Source organism: Nocardia sp. NPDC059691 (assembly GCF_042733915.1).
GTDB lineage: Bacteria > Actinomycetota > Actinomycetes > Mycobacteriales > Mycobacteriaceae > Nocardia > Nocardia sichangensis.
Genome location: NZ_JBHWFB010000026.1, coordinates 1 through 14,759 on the forward strand (window position 1 = coordinate 1; position 14,759 = coordinate 14,759).

Annotated in this window: 17 protein-coding genes; 12 read left to right on the top strand and 5 right to left on the bottom strand. The window is 69.5% G+C overall.

What is annotated here, in order from left to right:
- Window positions 1-46: 46 nt before the first annotated feature.
- Genes ACFV2O_RS36035 through ACFV2O_RS36045 form a run of 3 tightly spaced genes read left to right on the top strand, consistent with a single transcriptional unit; the run spans window position 47 to window position 3,044 of the window.
- Window positions 47-1,528: an FGGY-family carbohydrate kinase gene (locus ACFV2O_RS36035; protein WP_379256266.1), complete on the top strand. Its 1,482-nt coding sequence runs from the start codon at window positions 47-49 to the stop codon at window positions 1,526-1,528.
- A 56-nt stretch (window positions 1,529-1,584) separates the two neighbouring features.
- A complete protein-coding gene (locus ACFV2O_RS36040) occupies window positions 1,585-2,037 on the top strand; it encodes a thioredoxin family protein (RefSeq protein WP_379256211.1) in 453 nt (150 codons plus the stop codon).
- Window positions 2,022-3,044: a glycoside hydrolase family 172 protein gene (locus ACFV2O_RS36045; RefSeq protein ID WP_379256213.1), complete on the top strand. Its 1,023-nt coding sequence runs from the start codon at window positions 2,022-2,024 to the stop codon at window positions 3,042-3,044. Before ACFV2O_RS36040 ends, ACFV2O_RS36045 begins: the two co-directional genes overlap by 16 nt.
- Here ACFV2O_RS36045 and ACFV2O_RS36050 read toward each other — a convergent pair.
- The gene (locus ACFV2O_RS36050; protein WP_379256215.1) at window positions 3,035-3,526 is read right to left on the bottom strand and encodes a hypothetical protein; all 492 of its coding nucleotides are present in this window, start codon (window positions 3,524-3,526) and stop codon (window positions 3,035-3,037) included. The two genes, ACFV2O_RS36045 and ACFV2O_RS36050, sit on opposite strands and share 10 nt — an antisense overlap.
- Before the next feature lie 235 nt (window positions 3,527-3,761).
- Here ACFV2O_RS36050 and xylB point away from each other — a divergent pair, with 235 nt between their 5' ends.
- On the top strand, window positions 3,762-5,171 hold the full coding sequence (gene xylB, locus ACFV2O_RS36055; RefSeq protein WP_379256217.1) for a xylulokinase: 1,410 nt from the start codon (window positions 3,762-3,764) through the stop codon (window positions 5,169-5,171).
- A 143-nt stretch (window positions 5,172-5,314) separates the two neighbouring features.
- On the top strand, window positions 5,315-5,944 hold the full coding sequence (locus tag ACFV2O_RS36060) for a maleylpyruvate isomerase family mycothiol-dependent enzyme (protein ID WP_379256218.1): 630 nt from the start codon (window positions 5,315-5,317) through the stop codon (window positions 5,942-5,944).
- 15 nt (window positions 5,945-5,959) lie between these two features.
- On the opposite strand, the gene ACFV2O_RS36065 is transcribed toward ACFV2O_RS36060, so the two are convergent.
- A complete protein-coding gene (locus ACFV2O_RS36065; protein ID WP_356969581.1) occupies window positions 5,960-6,745 on the bottom strand; it encodes a helix-turn-helix transcriptional regulator in 786 nt (261 codons plus the stop codon).
- An 88-nt stretch (window positions 6,746-6,833) separates the two neighbouring features.
- On the opposite strand from ACFV2O_RS36065, the gene ACFV2O_RS36070 reads away from it, so the two are divergent.
- Window positions 6,834-7,217 (top strand): nuclear transport factor 2 family protein, encoded by a 384-nt coding sequence (locus tag ACFV2O_RS36070; RefSeq protein WP_379256219.1) that lies wholly within the window; start codon window positions 6,834-6,836, stop codon window positions 7,215-7,217.
- Between the two features lie 193 nt (window positions 7,218-7,410).
- On the opposite strand, the gene ACFV2O_RS36075 is transcribed toward ACFV2O_RS36070, so the two are convergent.
- Window positions 7,411-9,168 (bottom strand): 2-isopropylmalate synthase, encoded by a 1,758-nt coding sequence (locus ACFV2O_RS36075; protein ID WP_379256221.1) that lies wholly within the window; start codon window positions 9,166-9,168, stop codon window positions 7,411-7,413.
- A 169-nt stretch (window positions 9,169-9,337) separates the two neighbouring features.
- On the opposite strand from ACFV2O_RS36075, the gene ACFV2O_RS36080 reads away from it, so the two are divergent.
- The 5 genes from ACFV2O_RS36080 (at window position 9,338) to ACFV2O_RS36100 (ending at window position 13,157) form a co-directional block, all read left to right on the top strand.
- Window positions 9,338-10,009 (top strand): FadR/GntR family transcriptional regulator, encoded by a 672-nt coding sequence (locus tag ACFV2O_RS36080; RefSeq protein ID WP_379256222.1) that lies wholly within the window; start codon window positions 9,338-9,340, stop codon window positions 10,007-10,009.
- Window positions 10,006-10,812 carry an ABC transporter ATP-binding protein gene (locus tag ACFV2O_RS36085; RefSeq protein ID WP_379256224.1) on the top strand — a complete coding sequence of 269 codons (807 nt, stop codon included), beginning with the start codon at window positions 10,006-10,008 and terminating at the stop codon, window positions 10,810-10,812. The genes ACFV2O_RS36080 and ACFV2O_RS36085 overlap by 4 nt, the downstream gene beginning before the upstream one ends.
- Window positions 10,813-10,923: 111 nt before the next feature.
- Window positions 10,924-11,274: a YciI family protein gene (locus tag ACFV2O_RS36090; protein ID WP_356969588.1), complete on the top strand. Its 351-nt coding sequence runs from the start codon at window positions 10,924-10,926 to the stop codon at window positions 11,272-11,274.
- A gap of 13 nt (window positions 11,275-11,287) precedes the next feature.
- Complete coding sequence (locus tag ACFV2O_RS36095; RefSeq protein WP_379256226.1) at window positions 11,288-12,565, top strand: RNA polymerase sigma factor; 1,278 nt, start codon at window positions 11,288-11,290, stop codon at window positions 12,563-12,565.
- A 94-nt stretch (window positions 12,566-12,659) separates the two neighbouring features.
- Window positions 12,660-13,157 carry a hypothetical protein gene (locus ACFV2O_RS36100; protein ID WP_379256228.1) on the top strand — a complete coding sequence of 166 codons (498 nt, stop codon included), beginning with the start codon at window positions 12,660-12,662 and terminating at the stop codon, window positions 13,155-13,157.
- Between the two features lie 95 nt (window positions 13,158-13,252).
- On the opposite strand, the gene ACFV2O_RS36105 is transcribed toward ACFV2O_RS36100, so the two are convergent.
- Window positions 13,253-13,774 (bottom strand): hypothetical protein, encoded by a 522-nt coding sequence (locus ACFV2O_RS36105; RefSeq protein ID WP_379256229.1) that lies wholly within the window; start codon window positions 13,772-13,774, stop codon window positions 13,253-13,255.
- Entirely contained in the window at window positions 13,771-14,064 is a 294-nt protein-coding gene (locus ACFV2O_RS36110; RefSeq protein ID WP_379256231.1) for a hypothetical protein, read from the bottom strand. The genes ACFV2O_RS36105 and ACFV2O_RS36110 overlap by 4 nt, the downstream gene beginning before the upstream one ends.
- Window positions 14,065-14,157: 93 nt before the next feature.
- Here ACFV2O_RS36110 and ACFV2O_RS36115 point away from each other — a divergent pair, with 93 nt between their 5' ends.
- The gene (locus tag ACFV2O_RS36115) at window positions 14,158-14,751 is read left to right on the top strand and encodes a TetR/AcrR family transcriptional regulator (protein WP_379256232.1); all 594 of its coding nucleotides are present in this window, start codon (window positions 14,158-14,160) and stop codon (window positions 14,749-14,751) included.
- Window positions 14,752-14,759 lie beyond the last annotated feature (8 nt).

Sequence of the window (14,759 nt, forward strand, 5' to 3'; positions counted from 1 at the left end):
CGTGCGAATTGCTCGACGTCACGGTGGACGAGTTCACGCGGTGACGATGTTTCTCGGTATCGACATCGGGACCTCGAGTTCGAAGGGCGTGCTCACCGACGCGCGCGGCACGGTCATCGCCAGGGCCGAGCGGGCGCACGAGGTATCCATGCCGCACCCCGGCTGGGTCGAGCACGACGCGGAGAAGGTGTGGTGGGCGGATTTTCTCGCACTCGCCCGTGAGCTGGTGGCGGCGGCCGGCGGCGCCGCGCTCGAGGGACTCGCGGTGTCCGGCATCGGCCCGTGCCTGTTGCCCGCCGACGTGGAGGGCACGCCGTTGCGCCCGGCCATCCTCTACGGCGTCGACACCAGGGCGAGCGTCGAGATAGCGGAACTGAACGACGAATTCGGCGCGCGGGCCGTGCTCGACCGCGCCGGATCGCCGCTGACCAGCCAGGCTGTCGGCCCGAAAGCCCGGTGGCTGGCCCGGCACGAGCCGGATGTCGCCGCACGCACCGCGATGCTGCTGATGGCGAGTTCTTTCCTGGTGCACCGGCTCACCGGCCGGTACGTGCTCGACCACCAATCGGCCAGTCAGTGCGTGCCCCTCTACGACCTGCGCGAACGTGCCTGGGCGAGCGACTGGGCCGAGCGGATCGTGCCGGGCTGGCGGCTGCCGGAACTGGCTTGGCCCACCGAGATCGTGGGCCGGGTGAGCGCGGACGCGGCGGCCGCGACCGGACTTCCGTCGGGGCTGCCCGTCACCACCGGGACCATCGATGCCTGGGCCGAGGCGGCCAGCGTCGGCGTCCGCGCTGCGGGCGACGCGATGATCATGTACGGCACCACCCTGTTCCTGGTGCAGGTGCTCACCGATCCGCGCCCGCATCCCGGCCTCTGGGGCACCTGCGGCACCTGGCCGGGCACGTATACCCTCGCCGCGGGCATGGCCACCTCCGGCGCGGTCACCGACTGGCTGCGCAAGCTCGTGGGTGGCGAGTTCACCGACTTGGTCGCCGCGGCAGCGGAGGTGCCCGCGGGGAGCAGGGGGTTGCTCGCACTGCCCTATTTCGCCGGGGAGCGCACGCCCTTGTTCGATCCGGACGCACGCGGCATCGTCGCGGGATTGACGCTCGGGCACGGACGGGCCGAGCTCTACCGCGCGGTTCTGGAGGGCATCGCCTACGGAGTACGCCACAACCTCGAGGCCATGACCGAAGCAGGCGGGCAGGCGGGGCGTCTGATCGCGGTGGGCGGCGGCACCAGAGGCGGGCTGTGGACCCGGATCGTCTCCGATGTCACCGGGCTGCCGCAGCAATTGCCCGCCGACACCGTCGGGGCGAGTCTCGGCGACGCCCTGCTCGCGGCCGAGGCCGCCGGGATCGACACCTCCGGGTGGAATCCCGTCGTCGACATCGTGCGACCGCAGCCCGAAAGTGTCGCGATCTACGACGAGTACTACCGGCACTACCGCGATCTGTATGATCGAACGACGAATATCGCGCATTTCCTCGCGGCCGAACAGCACCGCGCCGGGGCGGCTTCCTGATCGCGAATATCCGTGCGACGATGCACAGTTGCTCCGCGGAACGATACGAGGATGTCATGCCCACGATCACCTTGACCCAGGACAATTTCGACTCCGTCGTCACGTCGCATCCGATCGTGCTGGTGGACTGGTGGGCCGGTTGGTGTGGGCCGTGCCAGTATTTCGCTCCGGTGTACGAAGCGTCGTCGCAGCGGCATCCGCAGATCGTGCACGGCAAGGTCGATACCGAAGCCGAGGTCGCGTTGACCGCCGCCGCGCAGGTGACGCAGTATCCGACGGTGATGGCGTTCCGGGACGGCCTGCTCGTCTACTCCGCCGCGGGCGTCCTCGCCTCGGACGCGCTGGAAGACCTTGTGCAGCAGATCCTCTGGCTGGACATGGACCAGTTCCGCCGGGAACTCGCCCAGCAGACCGACACCCGGCAGTTGGCCGCGACCGGCGGAGCCGCCACGGCGCACCGGGCCGGGCTCGCGCCGACCGCACCCCGTTACGGGTGGCCGGGACTGTGACCGCGCCGGGCGGTGAACTGTGGCGGCTGGACGGCACGCGAACGCGGTCGGTCAGCGCCGAGAATCCGACGGGGGCGCCCGGCGCGGGCGCGCGGGCGACCGACGGCACCGGAGCGCACGCGGCACGGCTGCTCGGGGCGGGATGGAAGATCTCCCCCTCGATCGCGCTCGCCCACGGCGAAACCGCCACGCTGGCCGACGTATCCGGTCCCGGCGTTTTCCGGCACTTCTGGTTGACCACCGAGCGTTCCGTCCTTCGCGGGCTCACGCTGCGGATGACCTGGGACGACGCGGCACGGCCCGCGATCTCCTCACCCCTCGGCGACTTCTTCTGCAACGGATGGGGCGAGACCGCCCTGCTGAGTTCGGAGATGGTGGTCGTCGCGCCCGCTGGGGGACTGAACAGCTACTGGCCCATGCCGTTTCGGCACCGCGCTCGCATCACGCTCGAAAACCGCTGCGGCCGCGAGGTTCCGGTGTACTACCAGGCGACTTACACCGAAGAGGACGTACCGGACGAAGCGGGGTATCTGCACACCCGATGGACGCGGACCACCGGCCTGGGGAACCCTGCCGTCCACACCGTGCTCGACACGGTGCCGGGGCCGGGCCGCTACGTCGGCACCTACCTCGCCATCCGCCCTGGCGCGCCGGGATGGTGGGGCGAGGGCGAGGTCAAGTTCTTCCTCGACGGGGACACCGAGCATCCAACCATTTGCGGGACGGGCACCGAAGACTATTTCGGCGGCGCCTGGAATTTCGATCTCGACGGGACATACCGGACATATTCCACGCCTTATCTCGGGCTGCATCAAGTGCTGCCGCCGGAGGAAATCTATCGAGCGGATCAGCGCTTCGGCATGTATCGCTGGCATGTGCGCGATCCGATCTGTTTCGAACGCGAACTGCGCGTCACCGTCCAGGCCCTCGGATGGCAGGACGCCGAGACCTATCTCCCGCTGGAGGACGCCGACGTGGCGACCACCGCTTGGTGGTATCAGGCCTGAGCGGAGTCGTCCGCATCCGGTGGGAGCTCCGACGCCAGCAGTTCGTCGGCGCGCGCCAGCGCCGCGTCCATGCCCGCGGTGAGATCGTCCATCACGGTCAGGCCGTCCAGCAGTCCGGTGAGTTCGTCCTGCACGGCGCGTAGCTCGGCGATCGCCGGGTCGACGGGGAACCACGCGACCGAGTCGCGCCACCACGGATCGTCGCAGAGCCATGCCCACAGCACATCCCGCACCAGCACCGGGTCGGAGGTGTACATCTGGAACGACTCGGTCGCCGACCCGGCCCGGTGCTCCAGCTCGTAGACGCCGTCGGGCAGCAGCCTGGCCCGGATCTCGTGCAGGTCGGCACGGCTGAGTTCGAGCACGGAGTCTTCCGGCCCGGCCGGTTCGCCGAGCAGGTCGCCGAGCGCTTTCTCGGTCAGCTCCGGCAGCTGCGTCCCGTCTCCCGTGCGGATGCGCACGTCGGTGGGGTCGATGCTCATCGCGACAGTCTGCCCGATACGGCGGCGGAATACCCGAAATGCTCCGGTGCCGGGCGGCGAGGGGCAAGGTGGTCGGTATGGGTGTGCTCCAGACGATCGGACGATTCGCCGGATCGCGCGACGGGCTCGTCCTCGAAATGCGACCGGTTTCCGCCGAGGTGTCGATCCGCCCGCGTCCGCTGTGCGACGGGGGCGGTGTCGGCGACGCGAGCGGGCTTCGATCGGGGCGGGCGCCATGACGACGGTGGCGGGAGTCGACAGTTCCACCCAGGCGTGCAAGGTCGTGGTCTGCGACGCCGACAGCGGTGAGATTCTCGCTCAGGGGCGGGCCACGCACCCGGAGGGGACCGAGGTCGCCCCGGCCGCGTGGTGGGACGCGCTACAGACGGCGAGTGCGGGATTGCTCGACGACGTCGACGCGATAGCCGTCGCGGGGCAGCAACAGGGCTTGGTCCCCTTGGACGCGGCTGGTGTCCCGGTGCGGGACGCGCTGCTGTGGAACGACGTCCGCTCCGCCGACGCGGCGAAGGAACTGATCGCCGACCTGGGCGGCCCGCGGGCGTGGGCCGATGCGGTCGGCAACGTACCGGTGGCAGGCCTGACCGTCGCCAAACTGCGCTGGCTGGCCGACCACGAGCCGGAACTCGCCGACAACACCGCCCACGTCGTGCTGCCACACGACTACTTGACCTGGCGGCTACGGGGCGGCGGACCGGGACACATGCTCGAGCCGACCACCGATCGGGGCGATGCTTCCGGCACCGGCTATTGGTCACCAGCCGACGGAGACTATCGCGAAGATCTGCTCGCCATGGCTTTTCGTGGGCGCCACCCGGGCCTGCCCCGGGTCCTCGGCCCGGACCAGTCCGCCGGGCACACACCCTCGGGCGCGCTGGTCGCCGCCGGAACGGGAGACAATGCCGGGGCCGCGCTCGGCTTGGGCATCACTGATGGCGATGTGGTGGTCTCCCTCGGCACCAGCGGAACGGCATACGCTCGCACCGACCGTCCGGCCGCCGACGCGACCGGCGCGGTGTCCGGTTTCGCGGACGCCACCGGCGCGTTCCTGCCGCTGGTCTGCACGCTCAACGCCGCCCGCATCCTCACTTCGACCGCCGATCTGCTCGGCGTGGATCTGCCGACGCTGGAATCGCTGGCCGCGCAGGAGCCGCCGGGCGCGGACGGCGTGGTCATGCTGCCCTACCTCGCCGGTGAACGCACGCCCAACCTGCCGCACGCCGCGGGCAGCCTGCACGGGTTGCGGCCGGAGGCGATGCGCCCCGGCACGGTGGCCCGCGCCGCCTTCGAGGCTCTGCTGTGTCATCTCGCCGACGCGCTCGACCACCTCACCGAGATCGGCGGGGTCTCGCCGCGGCGCGTGCTGCTCATCGGCGGCGCGGCGCGCTCCCGGCTGGTGGCGGCGATCGCCGCGCAGGTCTTCGGCGTCACGGTGACGGTGCCGGAACCGGCCGAGTACGTGGCGCTCGGCGCTGCCAGGCAAGCGGCATGGGCGCTCAGCGGCACGTCCCGGCCGCCGTCCTGGCCCGCATGCTCGGTCGCGGAGATTCCGCCACCGGCCGACACCGCGACCGGACGGGATATCCGGGCCGCGTATCGGAGAACCCGCCAGGCGCTGTACGGCTGACCACTGTCTTCACCGCAGTCCCTGCGTGCGGAGCGAATTTGGAAGCACTCTGTTTTCCGCTCTGCGGGTAGCCGATTTTCGTCGCCGGGTGGCGCCTCGACGGCCGGAGGGGTTGGATCACCTCGTCGAAGAGAGGTGGACGAATGACCGATACCCAGGTGCGAAGGGCGGTGACGGCGGAACGAGCCGAACTCGCCGAACTCCTGGCCGGACTGGACGCCGAGGGCTGGGACTCGCCGACCCTCTGCGCGGGCTGGCGGGTACGCGAAGTGGTCGCGCACATCACCATGCCGTATCGCCTGTCGAGCGCGCGCCTGGCGGTGGGGATGGTCGCGGCGTTCGGGAACTTCAACCGCTTGGCCGACCGCACCGCCCGGATGGACGCCGCCACGCTGAGCACCTCGGATCTGCTGAAATCACTGTGGGACAACGTCGATCACCCCTGGCGCCCGCCGGGCGGCGGGCTCTCCAACGCGTTGAGCCACGATGTGATCCACGGGCTGGACATCACCGTTGCCCTGGGCCTGGACCGTTTGGTGCCCGAGGACCGGATGCGCTTGGTGCTGGACACGATCGACCCCAGGACCGTCAAGCTGTTCGGCGCCAAACTCGGCGGCATCGAACTGCGCGCCGACGACCTGGACTTCAGCTACGGGTCCGGGACGGTGCTGTCGGGGCGCGCCCAGGACCTGCTGCTCGTCCTCTGCGGCCGCAAGCTGCCCGCCGGACACCTCAGCGGCGAGCCCGCGGAGCGATTCACCGCACGCGACTGACCCGACGCCCGTAGCTCACCGGCCGGTTTCGGCGCACGCACGCAGGTAGGCAGCCGTTTCGTCGTCGGCGGGGAAGTACGCTTCGACCGCGACCTCGTCGAGCGTGATATCGAATGCCGCGCCGAAGGTCGTGATCGTGCTGAAGAACGCGAGTTCCGTGTCGCGGTGGCGCAGTCGGATCGGCAGCAGGATGTCCGCGATGTCACTGTCCGCGCCGCCCGGCGAGCCGTAGGAGCGCAGTTCCTCGTGCAGCGCGGCCAGTTCGGGATCCCCGGTCGCCATCACCTGGCGTGCCAGGCGGGGCAGCAGGAAAGCGCGGACCTGCTCGAGATTGCGCAGCCGGGAGGCGAAGCCCGCCGGGTGCAGGCCGAGCCGCATCATGTTGATCGGCGGTTCGAGCAGTCGCGGATCCACACCGTCGAAGAACACGCCCACACAGTCGTTGGCCTGCACCAGATTCCAGCGCCGGTCCACCGCCAGCGCCGGATACGGTTCGTGCAGCCGCAGTACCCGCTGCACCGCGTCGCGGGCGCGCCGCAGCGCGGGGTCGTTCCAGTCACTGCGCCGGAACTCGGGAGCGTGTCCGGCGGCGATCAGCGCGCGATTGCGTTCGCGAAGCGGAATGTCGAGCTGTTCGGCCAGGTGCAGCACCATGGCTCGGCTGGGCGTCGTGCGGCCGGTCTCGACGAAACTGACGTGCCGGGCGGACACGTCGGCCTGGATGGCCAGATCCAGCTGGCTCAGCTTCCGCCGGTGCCGCCACTCTCGCAGCAGCTCGCCGACCGGTCGATCACCGTTCATCGGCCCAGTATCACGACGCCCGGGTCACGCCCGCCATTACATGGCGGGTAATCGACACCCCGGTTCGCGCGCTGCCAGTCTCGTCGGCATGACGAACGACAGCGCGGCGGTGCGCAACAGGGAACTGCTCCTGAACGGCTTCACGGAGTTCGCGGCGGGCAACGTAGACGTGCTGCGCACTCTGCTGCACGACGACTTCCTCGAGCACAGCCCCGGAAATCCCTCCGGGAAGGACGCTTTCATCGAGTTCATCGCCCAGGCACCGGTGGCCGGGTCGAAGCTGGAGCTGGCGCGGGTGATCGCCGACGACGAATACGTGGTCATGCACTACCGCATGATCCCGCCGGGCGACGAAGAGCCCGACCTGGCTGTGGTCGACATCTGGCGGGTGGCCGACGGAAAGATCGTGGAGCACTGGGATGTCGTGCAAACGGTGCCCGAGCCCACGCAGATACCGCACGGCATGTTCTGACCGAGAAAATTCGGTTCTCCGGCGACGGTTTCACCGGAGCCCGACCGTCACCTGCCGTGCAGCGACCGCGTCCGATCGGGTACCGGGGTCCGAGTACCCGATCGGATCGTCGGCGGTACGTGCGTGATTCGCGCACCAGCCGCCACATGCCGTCGCGCCACGAGTCGGTCAGCGCGAGAGCGGTGTCAGATGGTCATCGCCGGGCCGAGCGTCCGGCAGCGCGCACGATCGCGGCGAGTGCCGCCGCCTGCGCGGAATCGGCTCGGCCGCAGGACCAACCGACGTGATCGCCGCTGCGGTACTCCAGGTAAGCGATGGCGCCCTCGTCTCGGTCCGTCGTCTGCTGGGTCAGGCCGAGCACCTCGATGCGATACCCCGCCTCGGCCAGTGCCTCGGTGAGCGCCGCGACCGGGCCGCCGCCGCGCCGCGTACGGTGGGTGACGCCGTCGACGATCAGCGTGATCTCGGTGTCCGCTTCGGCGCCGTCGCCGCTGGTGCGCCAGTCCTTCACGGCCGGCCCCGACGGGTCGTCGCAGTAGATCGCCTCGAACAGATCACGCAGTTCGGCGGCGCTGATCTCGACGCCGGTGTCGTCGGCGAGCGCTTGCACGTGCCCGGCGAAATCGATCTGCAGGCGTCGTGGCAGGTCCATGCCGTATTCGGTGTGCAGCAGGTAGGCGATGCCACCCTTGCCGGATTGGGAATTGACCCGGATCACCGCGTCGTAGCTGCGGCCGAGGTCCGCGGGATCGATGGGCAGATACGGCACGTGCCAGTCGGCTGCGCGCTCGGGAATGCCCGTCGCGGCGGCCCGGGCGCGATGCTCGGCCATGCCCTTCTTGATCGCGTCCTGATGAGTCCCGGAGAACGCGGTGTGCACCAGATCGCCGACATATGGGTGCCGTTCGTGGATCGGCATGCGCGTGCAGTATTCGACGGTGCGCCGGATCTCATCGATGTCGGAGAAGTCGATCATCGGATCGATGCCCTGCGCGTGCAGATTCAGCGCCAGCGTGGCGATGTCGACGTTGCCGGTGCGCTCACCGTTGCCGAAGACACAGCCCTCGACGCGTTGCGCGCCCGCGAGTACCGCCAGCTCGGCACACGCGACGCCGGTGCCGCGATCGTTGTGCGGGTGCACCGACAGGATGACGCTGTCGCGGCGAGCCAGATTGCGGTGCATGTATTCGATCTGGTCGGCGTAGACGTTCGGGGTGGCGACTTCGACGGTGGCGGGCAGGTTCAGGATGACCGGCCGCCGCGGTGTGGCGTCCCACAATGTCGTCATCCGGTCGCAGATCTCGAGGACGTAGTCGGGCTCGGTCAGGTTGAACACCTCGGGCGAGAACTCGAACCGCACGTTCGGCAGGTCCCCGGCGCAGTCCAGCACGGCGCGCCCGCCGTCGAGGATCAGCTCGCGCAGCGCCGCGCGGTCCTTGCCGAGCACGATGTCCCGCCACGCGGGAGCCGTCGCGGTGTACATGTGGATCACGATGTCGTTGGGGATGCCGCGGACCGATGCGACGGTGCGCTCGATGAGATCGCGCCGCGCCGGGGTGAAGACGGCGATCGTCACGTCCTCTGGCGCGAGATCCTCCTCGGCGATGAGCCGAACGAAGTCGAAGTCGGTCTGGGACGCCGACGGGTAGCCGACCTCGATCTCCTTGTAGCCCATGGCGACCAGGAGCTCGAAGAAGCGTCGTTTGCGCGCCGGGTCCATCGGCTCGGCGAGTGCCTGATTGCCGTCGCGCAGATCGACCGGCACCCACAGAGGCGCCTGCGTGAGCCGGGCGTCGGGCCATTTCCGTTGCATGAACGGTACTTCCACGCGTCGGTGGATGTCACGATAGCGGTGCGACGGCATTTGCGAGCGCCGCTGGCGATTCCACGCCGGAGCCTGATCGGGCACCTGCCCCGCAGGCGTGTGGATGGTGGGGAATGCGGTGGTCATGGGTCTGCTTCCTGGCCATTGCGGCCGTCACGACAAGGGTGACCGGCCACGACGAAGCCCCACGGCGGGCGGCCGGTCGTTCAGGCCCCGCCGTGGCGGCTAAGCAGAAGCATGGTGCGCATGATGGCTAGACTGTACACGACTCCTCAGACAAGTAGAGAGGTAGTGAATGATCCCGCAGGTACGGCGCCATCCACTGGCCGCGCAGGCGGCCGAAGTGCTGCTCGCCCGCATCCAGGCGGGCGAATGGCCGCTGGGTCACCGCCTGCCCGGTGAGACCACCCTGGCCGCACAGCTCGGCGTCGGACGCTCGACGCTGCGGGAGGCGATCCGCGAGCTGGCCGGTAAAGGCGTCCTGGACAGCAGGCAGGGCGCGGGCGTTTTCGTGACCGCGCTCGAGGCGACCGAGGAATGGGACGCCGTGTTGCGCCGCGCCACCATCGCCTCGGTGATCGAGGCGCGCATCGCCATCGAGGCCGAGGCCGCCGCACTGGCCGCCCAGCGGCGCACCCCCGCCGACCTGCGCATGATCCGCCGGGCCCTGGCCGCGCGCGAAGCACACGGCGAGCCGGTGGCCGAGCACGTCGACGCCGATATGGCGTTCCACCGGGCGGTCATCGTGGCCGCCCACAACGACGTGCTGACCCAGTTGTTCGACAGCTTCCTGCCCCGGTTGCGGCTGGCGATGATCGACATGTTGAAGATCCGCCCGGTGCCGTCGGAGTCCGTGGATCACGCCGCGCATCAGCGGCTGGCCGACGCCATCGCCGCCCGCGACCCGGCCGCCGCGGCGGAGTACAGCCGCGCCCACCTGACCACTCTGAAAGAGGCTTTCACGTGACCGAACCGGTGCTGGAATTGACCGACGTGACCTTCCGCCGCGAGGGCAAGAAGATCATCGGCGGGATTTCGCTGACCGTGCGCGCCGGCGAACGCTGGGCGCTGCTCGGTCCGAACGGCGCGGGAAAGAGCACCCTGCTCGGCTTCTGCGGCGCGGTCACCTTCCCCACGTCGGGTTCGGTCCGTGTACTCGGCGCTGAACTCGGCCGCGTCGAATTGCAGCAGCTGCGCCGCGGCATCGGCCAGGTGAACCCACGCCACCCGTTGCGGTCTCCGCTGACCATCCGCGAGGTCGTGCTGACCGGCCTGACCGCGACGATCGACACCCCCATGCGCTGGACACCGACAGCCGACCAGCTCGACCGAGCCGACGCGATGATCGACACCGTGGGCCTGACCGGAAAGGCGACGGAGATCTGGCCCACGCTGAGCCAGGGCGAGCGCGGCCGCACGCTCATCGCCCGAGCGCTGATCGCCGAGCCACGGCTACTGCTGTTCGACGAACCGTCCACCGGCCTGGACGTCGCCGCGCGCGAGCAGTTGCTGGACACTCTCGACACCCTGGACCGTACCCACCCCGACGTCGCCTCCATCCTGGTCACCCACCACTTGGAAGAGCTGCCCAGCACGACGACCCACGCGTTGCTCATCGCGGGCGGTCACGCCGTCGCGGCGGGCCCCGCGCTGGAGACGATCACCACCGAGAACGTCACCGCCGCCTTCGCACACCCGGTGGAGGTCCGCTACGACGACGGCCGTTGGACCGCGCGAGCGGCCCGCAAAACCATCGCGTGGCCGCGGTAGGCGCTTCGGCCGGAGAAATTTCCGCCGACATGTCGATTCGGGCGGGGGTCGTTCGATGCAGTGATGTGAGGATCGACCGATCCTGACGCCACATCGACCGAGGATGCCGAGATGCGATACATGATGCTCATCCGCCTTGACCCCGCCACTTCCCCGGAGCCGGACGACGCGCTGGTCGAACAGGTGGGCAAGGTGATCGAGGAGATGACCAAGGCGGGCGTGCTGCTGGACACCAACGGCCTGCACTCGATCACCGAAGCCACCAGGGTCACCCAGTCCGGCGGCAAGCAGACCGTGCTGGACGGACCGTTCACCGAATCCAAGGAGATCGTCGGCGGATACTGCATTCTGCAGGTCAAGTCGAAGGAAGAGGCGGTGGAATGGACCTCTCGTTTCCTCGCCGTACACGGACCCGAATGGGACATCGAGGTCGAGGTCCGGCAGATCGCCGAACCCGCCTGAGCGGGCACGGCGGATGAGCGGGCAGCCGTCCGCGGATTCGGCGCGACGCGCCGCCGAAGCCGTGACCCGGATGGAATGGCCCCGGTTGGTCGCCGGGCTCACCCGGGTGGTCGGCGATATCGGCGCCGCCGAGGAACTGGCGCAGGACGCGTTGGTCGCGGCGTTGGAGCAGTGGCCGCGCGACGGCGTGCCGCCGAACCCGGGCGGCTGGCTCATGCTCACCGCCAAGCACCGGGCGATCGATCGGGTGCGGCGCAACCGCACCTTCGCCCGCAAGCTGGAGCTGCTCGGTCGCGATCTCGTGACCGAGCAGCCGCCGCCCGATACGAACGACGACCTGGTCGAGGACGACCTGCTGCGAATGATGTTCACCGCCTGTCACCCGGTGCTCACCGAACCGGCCCGGGTCGCGCTCACCCTGCGGCTGCTCGGCGGGCTGACCACCGAGGAGATCGCCCGGGCGTTCGTCGTGCCGGAATCGACCGTGGCGCAACGGATCGTGCGCGCGAAACGCACCATCGCCGACAAGCGGGTCCCCTACACGGTGCCACGCGGTGCCCAGCTGGCCGATCGGTTGGCCTCGGTGCTGGCCGTGGTCTACCTGATCTTCAACGAAGGCTACGCGGCGACGGCGGGCGAGGACTGGATCCGCGAGGAACTGTGCCAGGACGCGCTGCGCCTGGCCCGCATGCTCGGCGAGTTGTTGCCCGCCGAGCCGGAGACGCACGGCCTGGTCGCGCTGCTGGAGCTACAGGCTTCCCGGCTGCCCGCGCGCACCGGAACCGGCGAAGAGGTGGTGCTGCTCGACGACCAGGACCGCGCACGGTGGGATCGCCTGCTGATCCGGCGCGGGCTGGCCGCCCTCGGGCGGGCGAACAGCGCGGCACGTGAGCGCGCCTTGCCGCCGGGACGGTACGCGCTGCAAGCCGCGATCGCCGCGGTGCACGCGATGGCGGCGACGCCGGAAGAGACCGATTGGCGGCGCATCGCCGGACTGTACACCGTTCTGGCGCAACGCTTTCCCTCCCCCGTCGTGGAGCTGAATCGCGCGGTCGCGGTGAGCAAGGTGCACGGCCCCGCCGCGGGGCTGGAGCTGGTGGACGCGCTCGTCGCCGCGGGAACCCTCACCGACTACCACCTGCGCTACGCCGTGCGCGGCGACCTGCTCGCCCAGCTGGGCCGGTATGCGCAGGCCCGCGCCGAATTCACGCGCGCGGCGGAACTGACGGGCAATACTTCCGAGCAGGCCCTCCTGCTCGACCGGGCGGTCGCCTGCGCGCAGGCCGATTGACCGCACCACGGTGGTAACGCCGCTGTAATCGCCACACCGCAAACGCGTGTGAGCATGCAACGAAATCGATTACCACCGAAGGGAATACGACTACGTGTGGCAGCTCTATCGAGCAGTACTCCGCACCGGCGACCACCGCCTGCTCGGCTACGTGGACGCGGGCCCGCGGCTCATGGAACACGCCAGGATCGGCCACCACCTCGTCCAAGGGATCGAGCGACTGCTCACCGAACCCGCTCGGGTCACCTGGGCGGGACGGGATGCGCAACGACCCCGACTAGGCGAAAATCTCTACCGCACAGCAGGTTCGGTCGCCGCACTGCTGCCGCCGGAACACGGCGCGGTCGGCCGCTATCTCCTCAATCACGACCTGCGGATCTTCGTGGACAAAGCGACCGTACTGGAGAACGAGGCCCGTCACCGCATCCACCCACTCCCCTTGCTCACCGCCGAACCCACACCGGATCCCGGCCGCACGGTGGGCGACCGCACCCTCCTCGGCTCTTGGGCACACGCCCTGATCTCGGTCCGCGACACCGTGCCGAAAGGCTATGAACAACGCAAGTTCGACTTGGTCGAACGCCTTTCGTAAACCTCACCCTTCGCTCGTGCGGATGACCTCCGGTCTCCCCCACCGCCCGGATCGCTCTACCGTCGCCGGTCGGGCACCTCGCGGCCGATGCGGCGCTACCGTTCCGGTGGCCCCGGAGAATCCGCTGGGGCCGCGCGGTATTCGGCTTCGGCGAGTTCCTTCAGCGTCAGCAGTTGCTTACGCATCATGAGCAGGTCGCCGAGGGCCAGTGCCACCGCGACGAGTCTGGGCGCGCCGCAGCGTATTCGGACCAGGAGGCGGGTTCCCGCGCCTTCTGGTCGCACCGCGTAGGTGACGCACACCTTGCCCGAGACCAGCGTGATGTGCCTGCCCAAGACGAAGGAGACCAGCTCGAATTGGGACATGAACCGTTGCCCCACCGCCAGTTCGGTGAGCATCGGGTCGCGCCGGCGCGGGCTGCGTTTGCCGAAGTTGTCCAGCAGGTCGTAGCTGTACGGCGCGACGCGCAACTGGCACAGCCAGGCGTAGACGAGAGCGGGCGGCGCGTCGACGCTGATCGCGCGATCGGCCTGGAGACCGCCCGGTTGCCGGTCGTCGCACGGTAAGGGAGCCTCGCGTTCGGCTTCGGTGGCGCCCCACACCGTCCCCGGGATCATGCCGCCGCCGCGATCCTGCGTAGCATATGACGCACCGCCAATCGGTGACCCCCCGTCCCCACGACCAGCGCGCGATAGATCCGGCCGTGCAGACCGGGAAAGTCGCCGTAACTACGCGCGCGGACGCGCGTCCGGCCCGGGCCCTCCTCGTCCAATTCGAAGATCAGCGCGTATTTCGAGAACCAGTGCTGGCCGCGCAGCGCCAAACGGTGCGGTTCCGCGACGGAATCGACGACGAACCCGGTGGGAGGCGACGGCTCGCGCGGGTCGCGACAGACGACTCTCAGCATCGCTTGCCACGCCCGGTCGCGATTCGCGTCGACCGATCTGGCATGCTCGTCAATATAGGACAATCGCTCCATATAGAAGGAACGTACTAGTACATGGCGCCGCCCCGCAAGCACGACAGCGACGTGATCCTCGACGCAGCACGCGCGCTGGTCCTCGCCGAAGGGCCCCGCGCGGCCAGCGTGTCGGCCATCGCCGAGGCCAGTGGCGCTCCGGTCGGCACCCTGTATCACCGCTTCGGCAACCGCAACGGTGTGCTCACCGCGGCGTGGCTGCGCGCGCTGCGCCGTTTCCAGGACGGCACCCTCGCCGCCGCTGACCAGCCGGATCCGGTGGACGCGGGCGTCGGGATGGTGCGCGCCGCCTTGCGGTTCGGCCGCGAACTCCCCCAGGACGCCAAGCTCCTGCTAGAGCTGCGTCCCAGCGATCTGCTCGACGGCGAGCCGGACGCCGAGTTCCGCGCGACCCTGGCCGAGATGAACGCGCCGCTGATCGAGCATCTGCGCCGCATCGCGCTCGCCTTGTTCGGGAGGGACGAGGAGCGAGAGATCGATGCGGTCAGCCGCGCGATCGTCGACCTGCCCTATGCGGCGCTGCGCCGCCACGCCCACGCCGCGCAGCTGCCCGCCTGGCTGGAAGAGGACCTGGCTGCCGCCGCCCGCACCCTGCTGACTTCTTATCGGCCCTGACCTGGCCA

What these genes read in the sequence shown, in the direction of transcription:
- ACFV2O_RS36075 (WP_379256221.1), bottom strand. Translation starts at nt 9,168, where the DNA reads ATGACCACCGCATTCCCCACCATCCACACGCCTGCGGGGCAGGTGCCC.
- ACFV2O_RS36065 (WP_356969581.1), bottom strand. Translation starts at nt 6,745, where the DNA reads ATGAACGGTGATCGACCGGTCGGCGAGCTGCTGCGAGAGTGGCGGCAC.
- xylB (WP_379256217.1), top strand. Translation starts at nt 3,762, where the DNA reads ATGACGACGGTGGCGGGAGTCGACAGTTCCACCCAGGCGTGCAAGGTC.
- ACFV2O_RS36070 (WP_379256219.1), top strand. Translation starts at nt 6,834, where the DNA reads ATGACGAACGACAGCGCGGCGGTGCGCAACAGGGAACTGCTCCTGAAC.
- ACFV2O_RS36090 (WP_356969588.1), top strand. Translation starts at nt 10,924, where the DNA reads ATGCGATACATGATGCTCATCCGCCTTGACCCCGCCACTTCCCCGGAG.
- ACFV2O_RS36040 (WP_379256211.1), top strand. Translation starts at nt 1,585, where the DNA reads ATGCCCACGATCACCTTGACCCAGGACAATTTCGACTCCGTCGTCACG.
- ACFV2O_RS36050 (WP_379256215.1), bottom strand. Translation starts at nt 3,526, where the DNA reads ATGAGCATCGACCCCACCGACGTGCGCATCCGCACGGGAGACGGGACG.
- ACFV2O_RS36095 (WP_379256226.1), top strand. Translation starts at nt 11,288, where the DNA reads ATGAGCGGGCAGCCGTCCGCGGATTCGGCGCGACGCGCCGCCGAAGCC.
- ACFV2O_RS36115 (WP_379256232.1), top strand. Translation starts at nt 14,158, where the DNA reads ATGGCGCCGCCCCGCAAGCACGACAGCGACGTGATCCTCGACGCAGCA.
- ACFV2O_RS36105 (WP_379256229.1), bottom strand. Translation starts at nt 13,774, where the DNA reads ATGATCCCGGGGACGGTGTGGGGCGCCACCGAAGCCGAACGCGAGGCT.
- ACFV2O_RS36035 (WP_379256266.1), top strand. Translation starts at nt 47, where the DNA reads ATGTTTCTCGGTATCGACATCGGGACCTCGAGTTCGAAGGGCGTGCTC.
- ACFV2O_RS36110 (WP_379256231.1), bottom strand. Translation starts at nt 14,064, where the DNA reads ATGCTGAGAGTCGTCTGTCGCGACCCGCGCGAGCCGTCGCCTCCCACC.
- ACFV2O_RS36060 (WP_379256218.1), top strand. Translation starts at nt 5,315, where the DNA reads ATGACCGATACCCAGGTGCGAAGGGCGGTGACGGCGGAACGAGCCGAA.
- ACFV2O_RS36080 (WP_379256222.1), top strand. Translation starts at nt 9,338, where the DNA reads ATGATCCCGCAGGTACGGCGCCATCCACTGGCCGCGCAGGCGGCCGAA.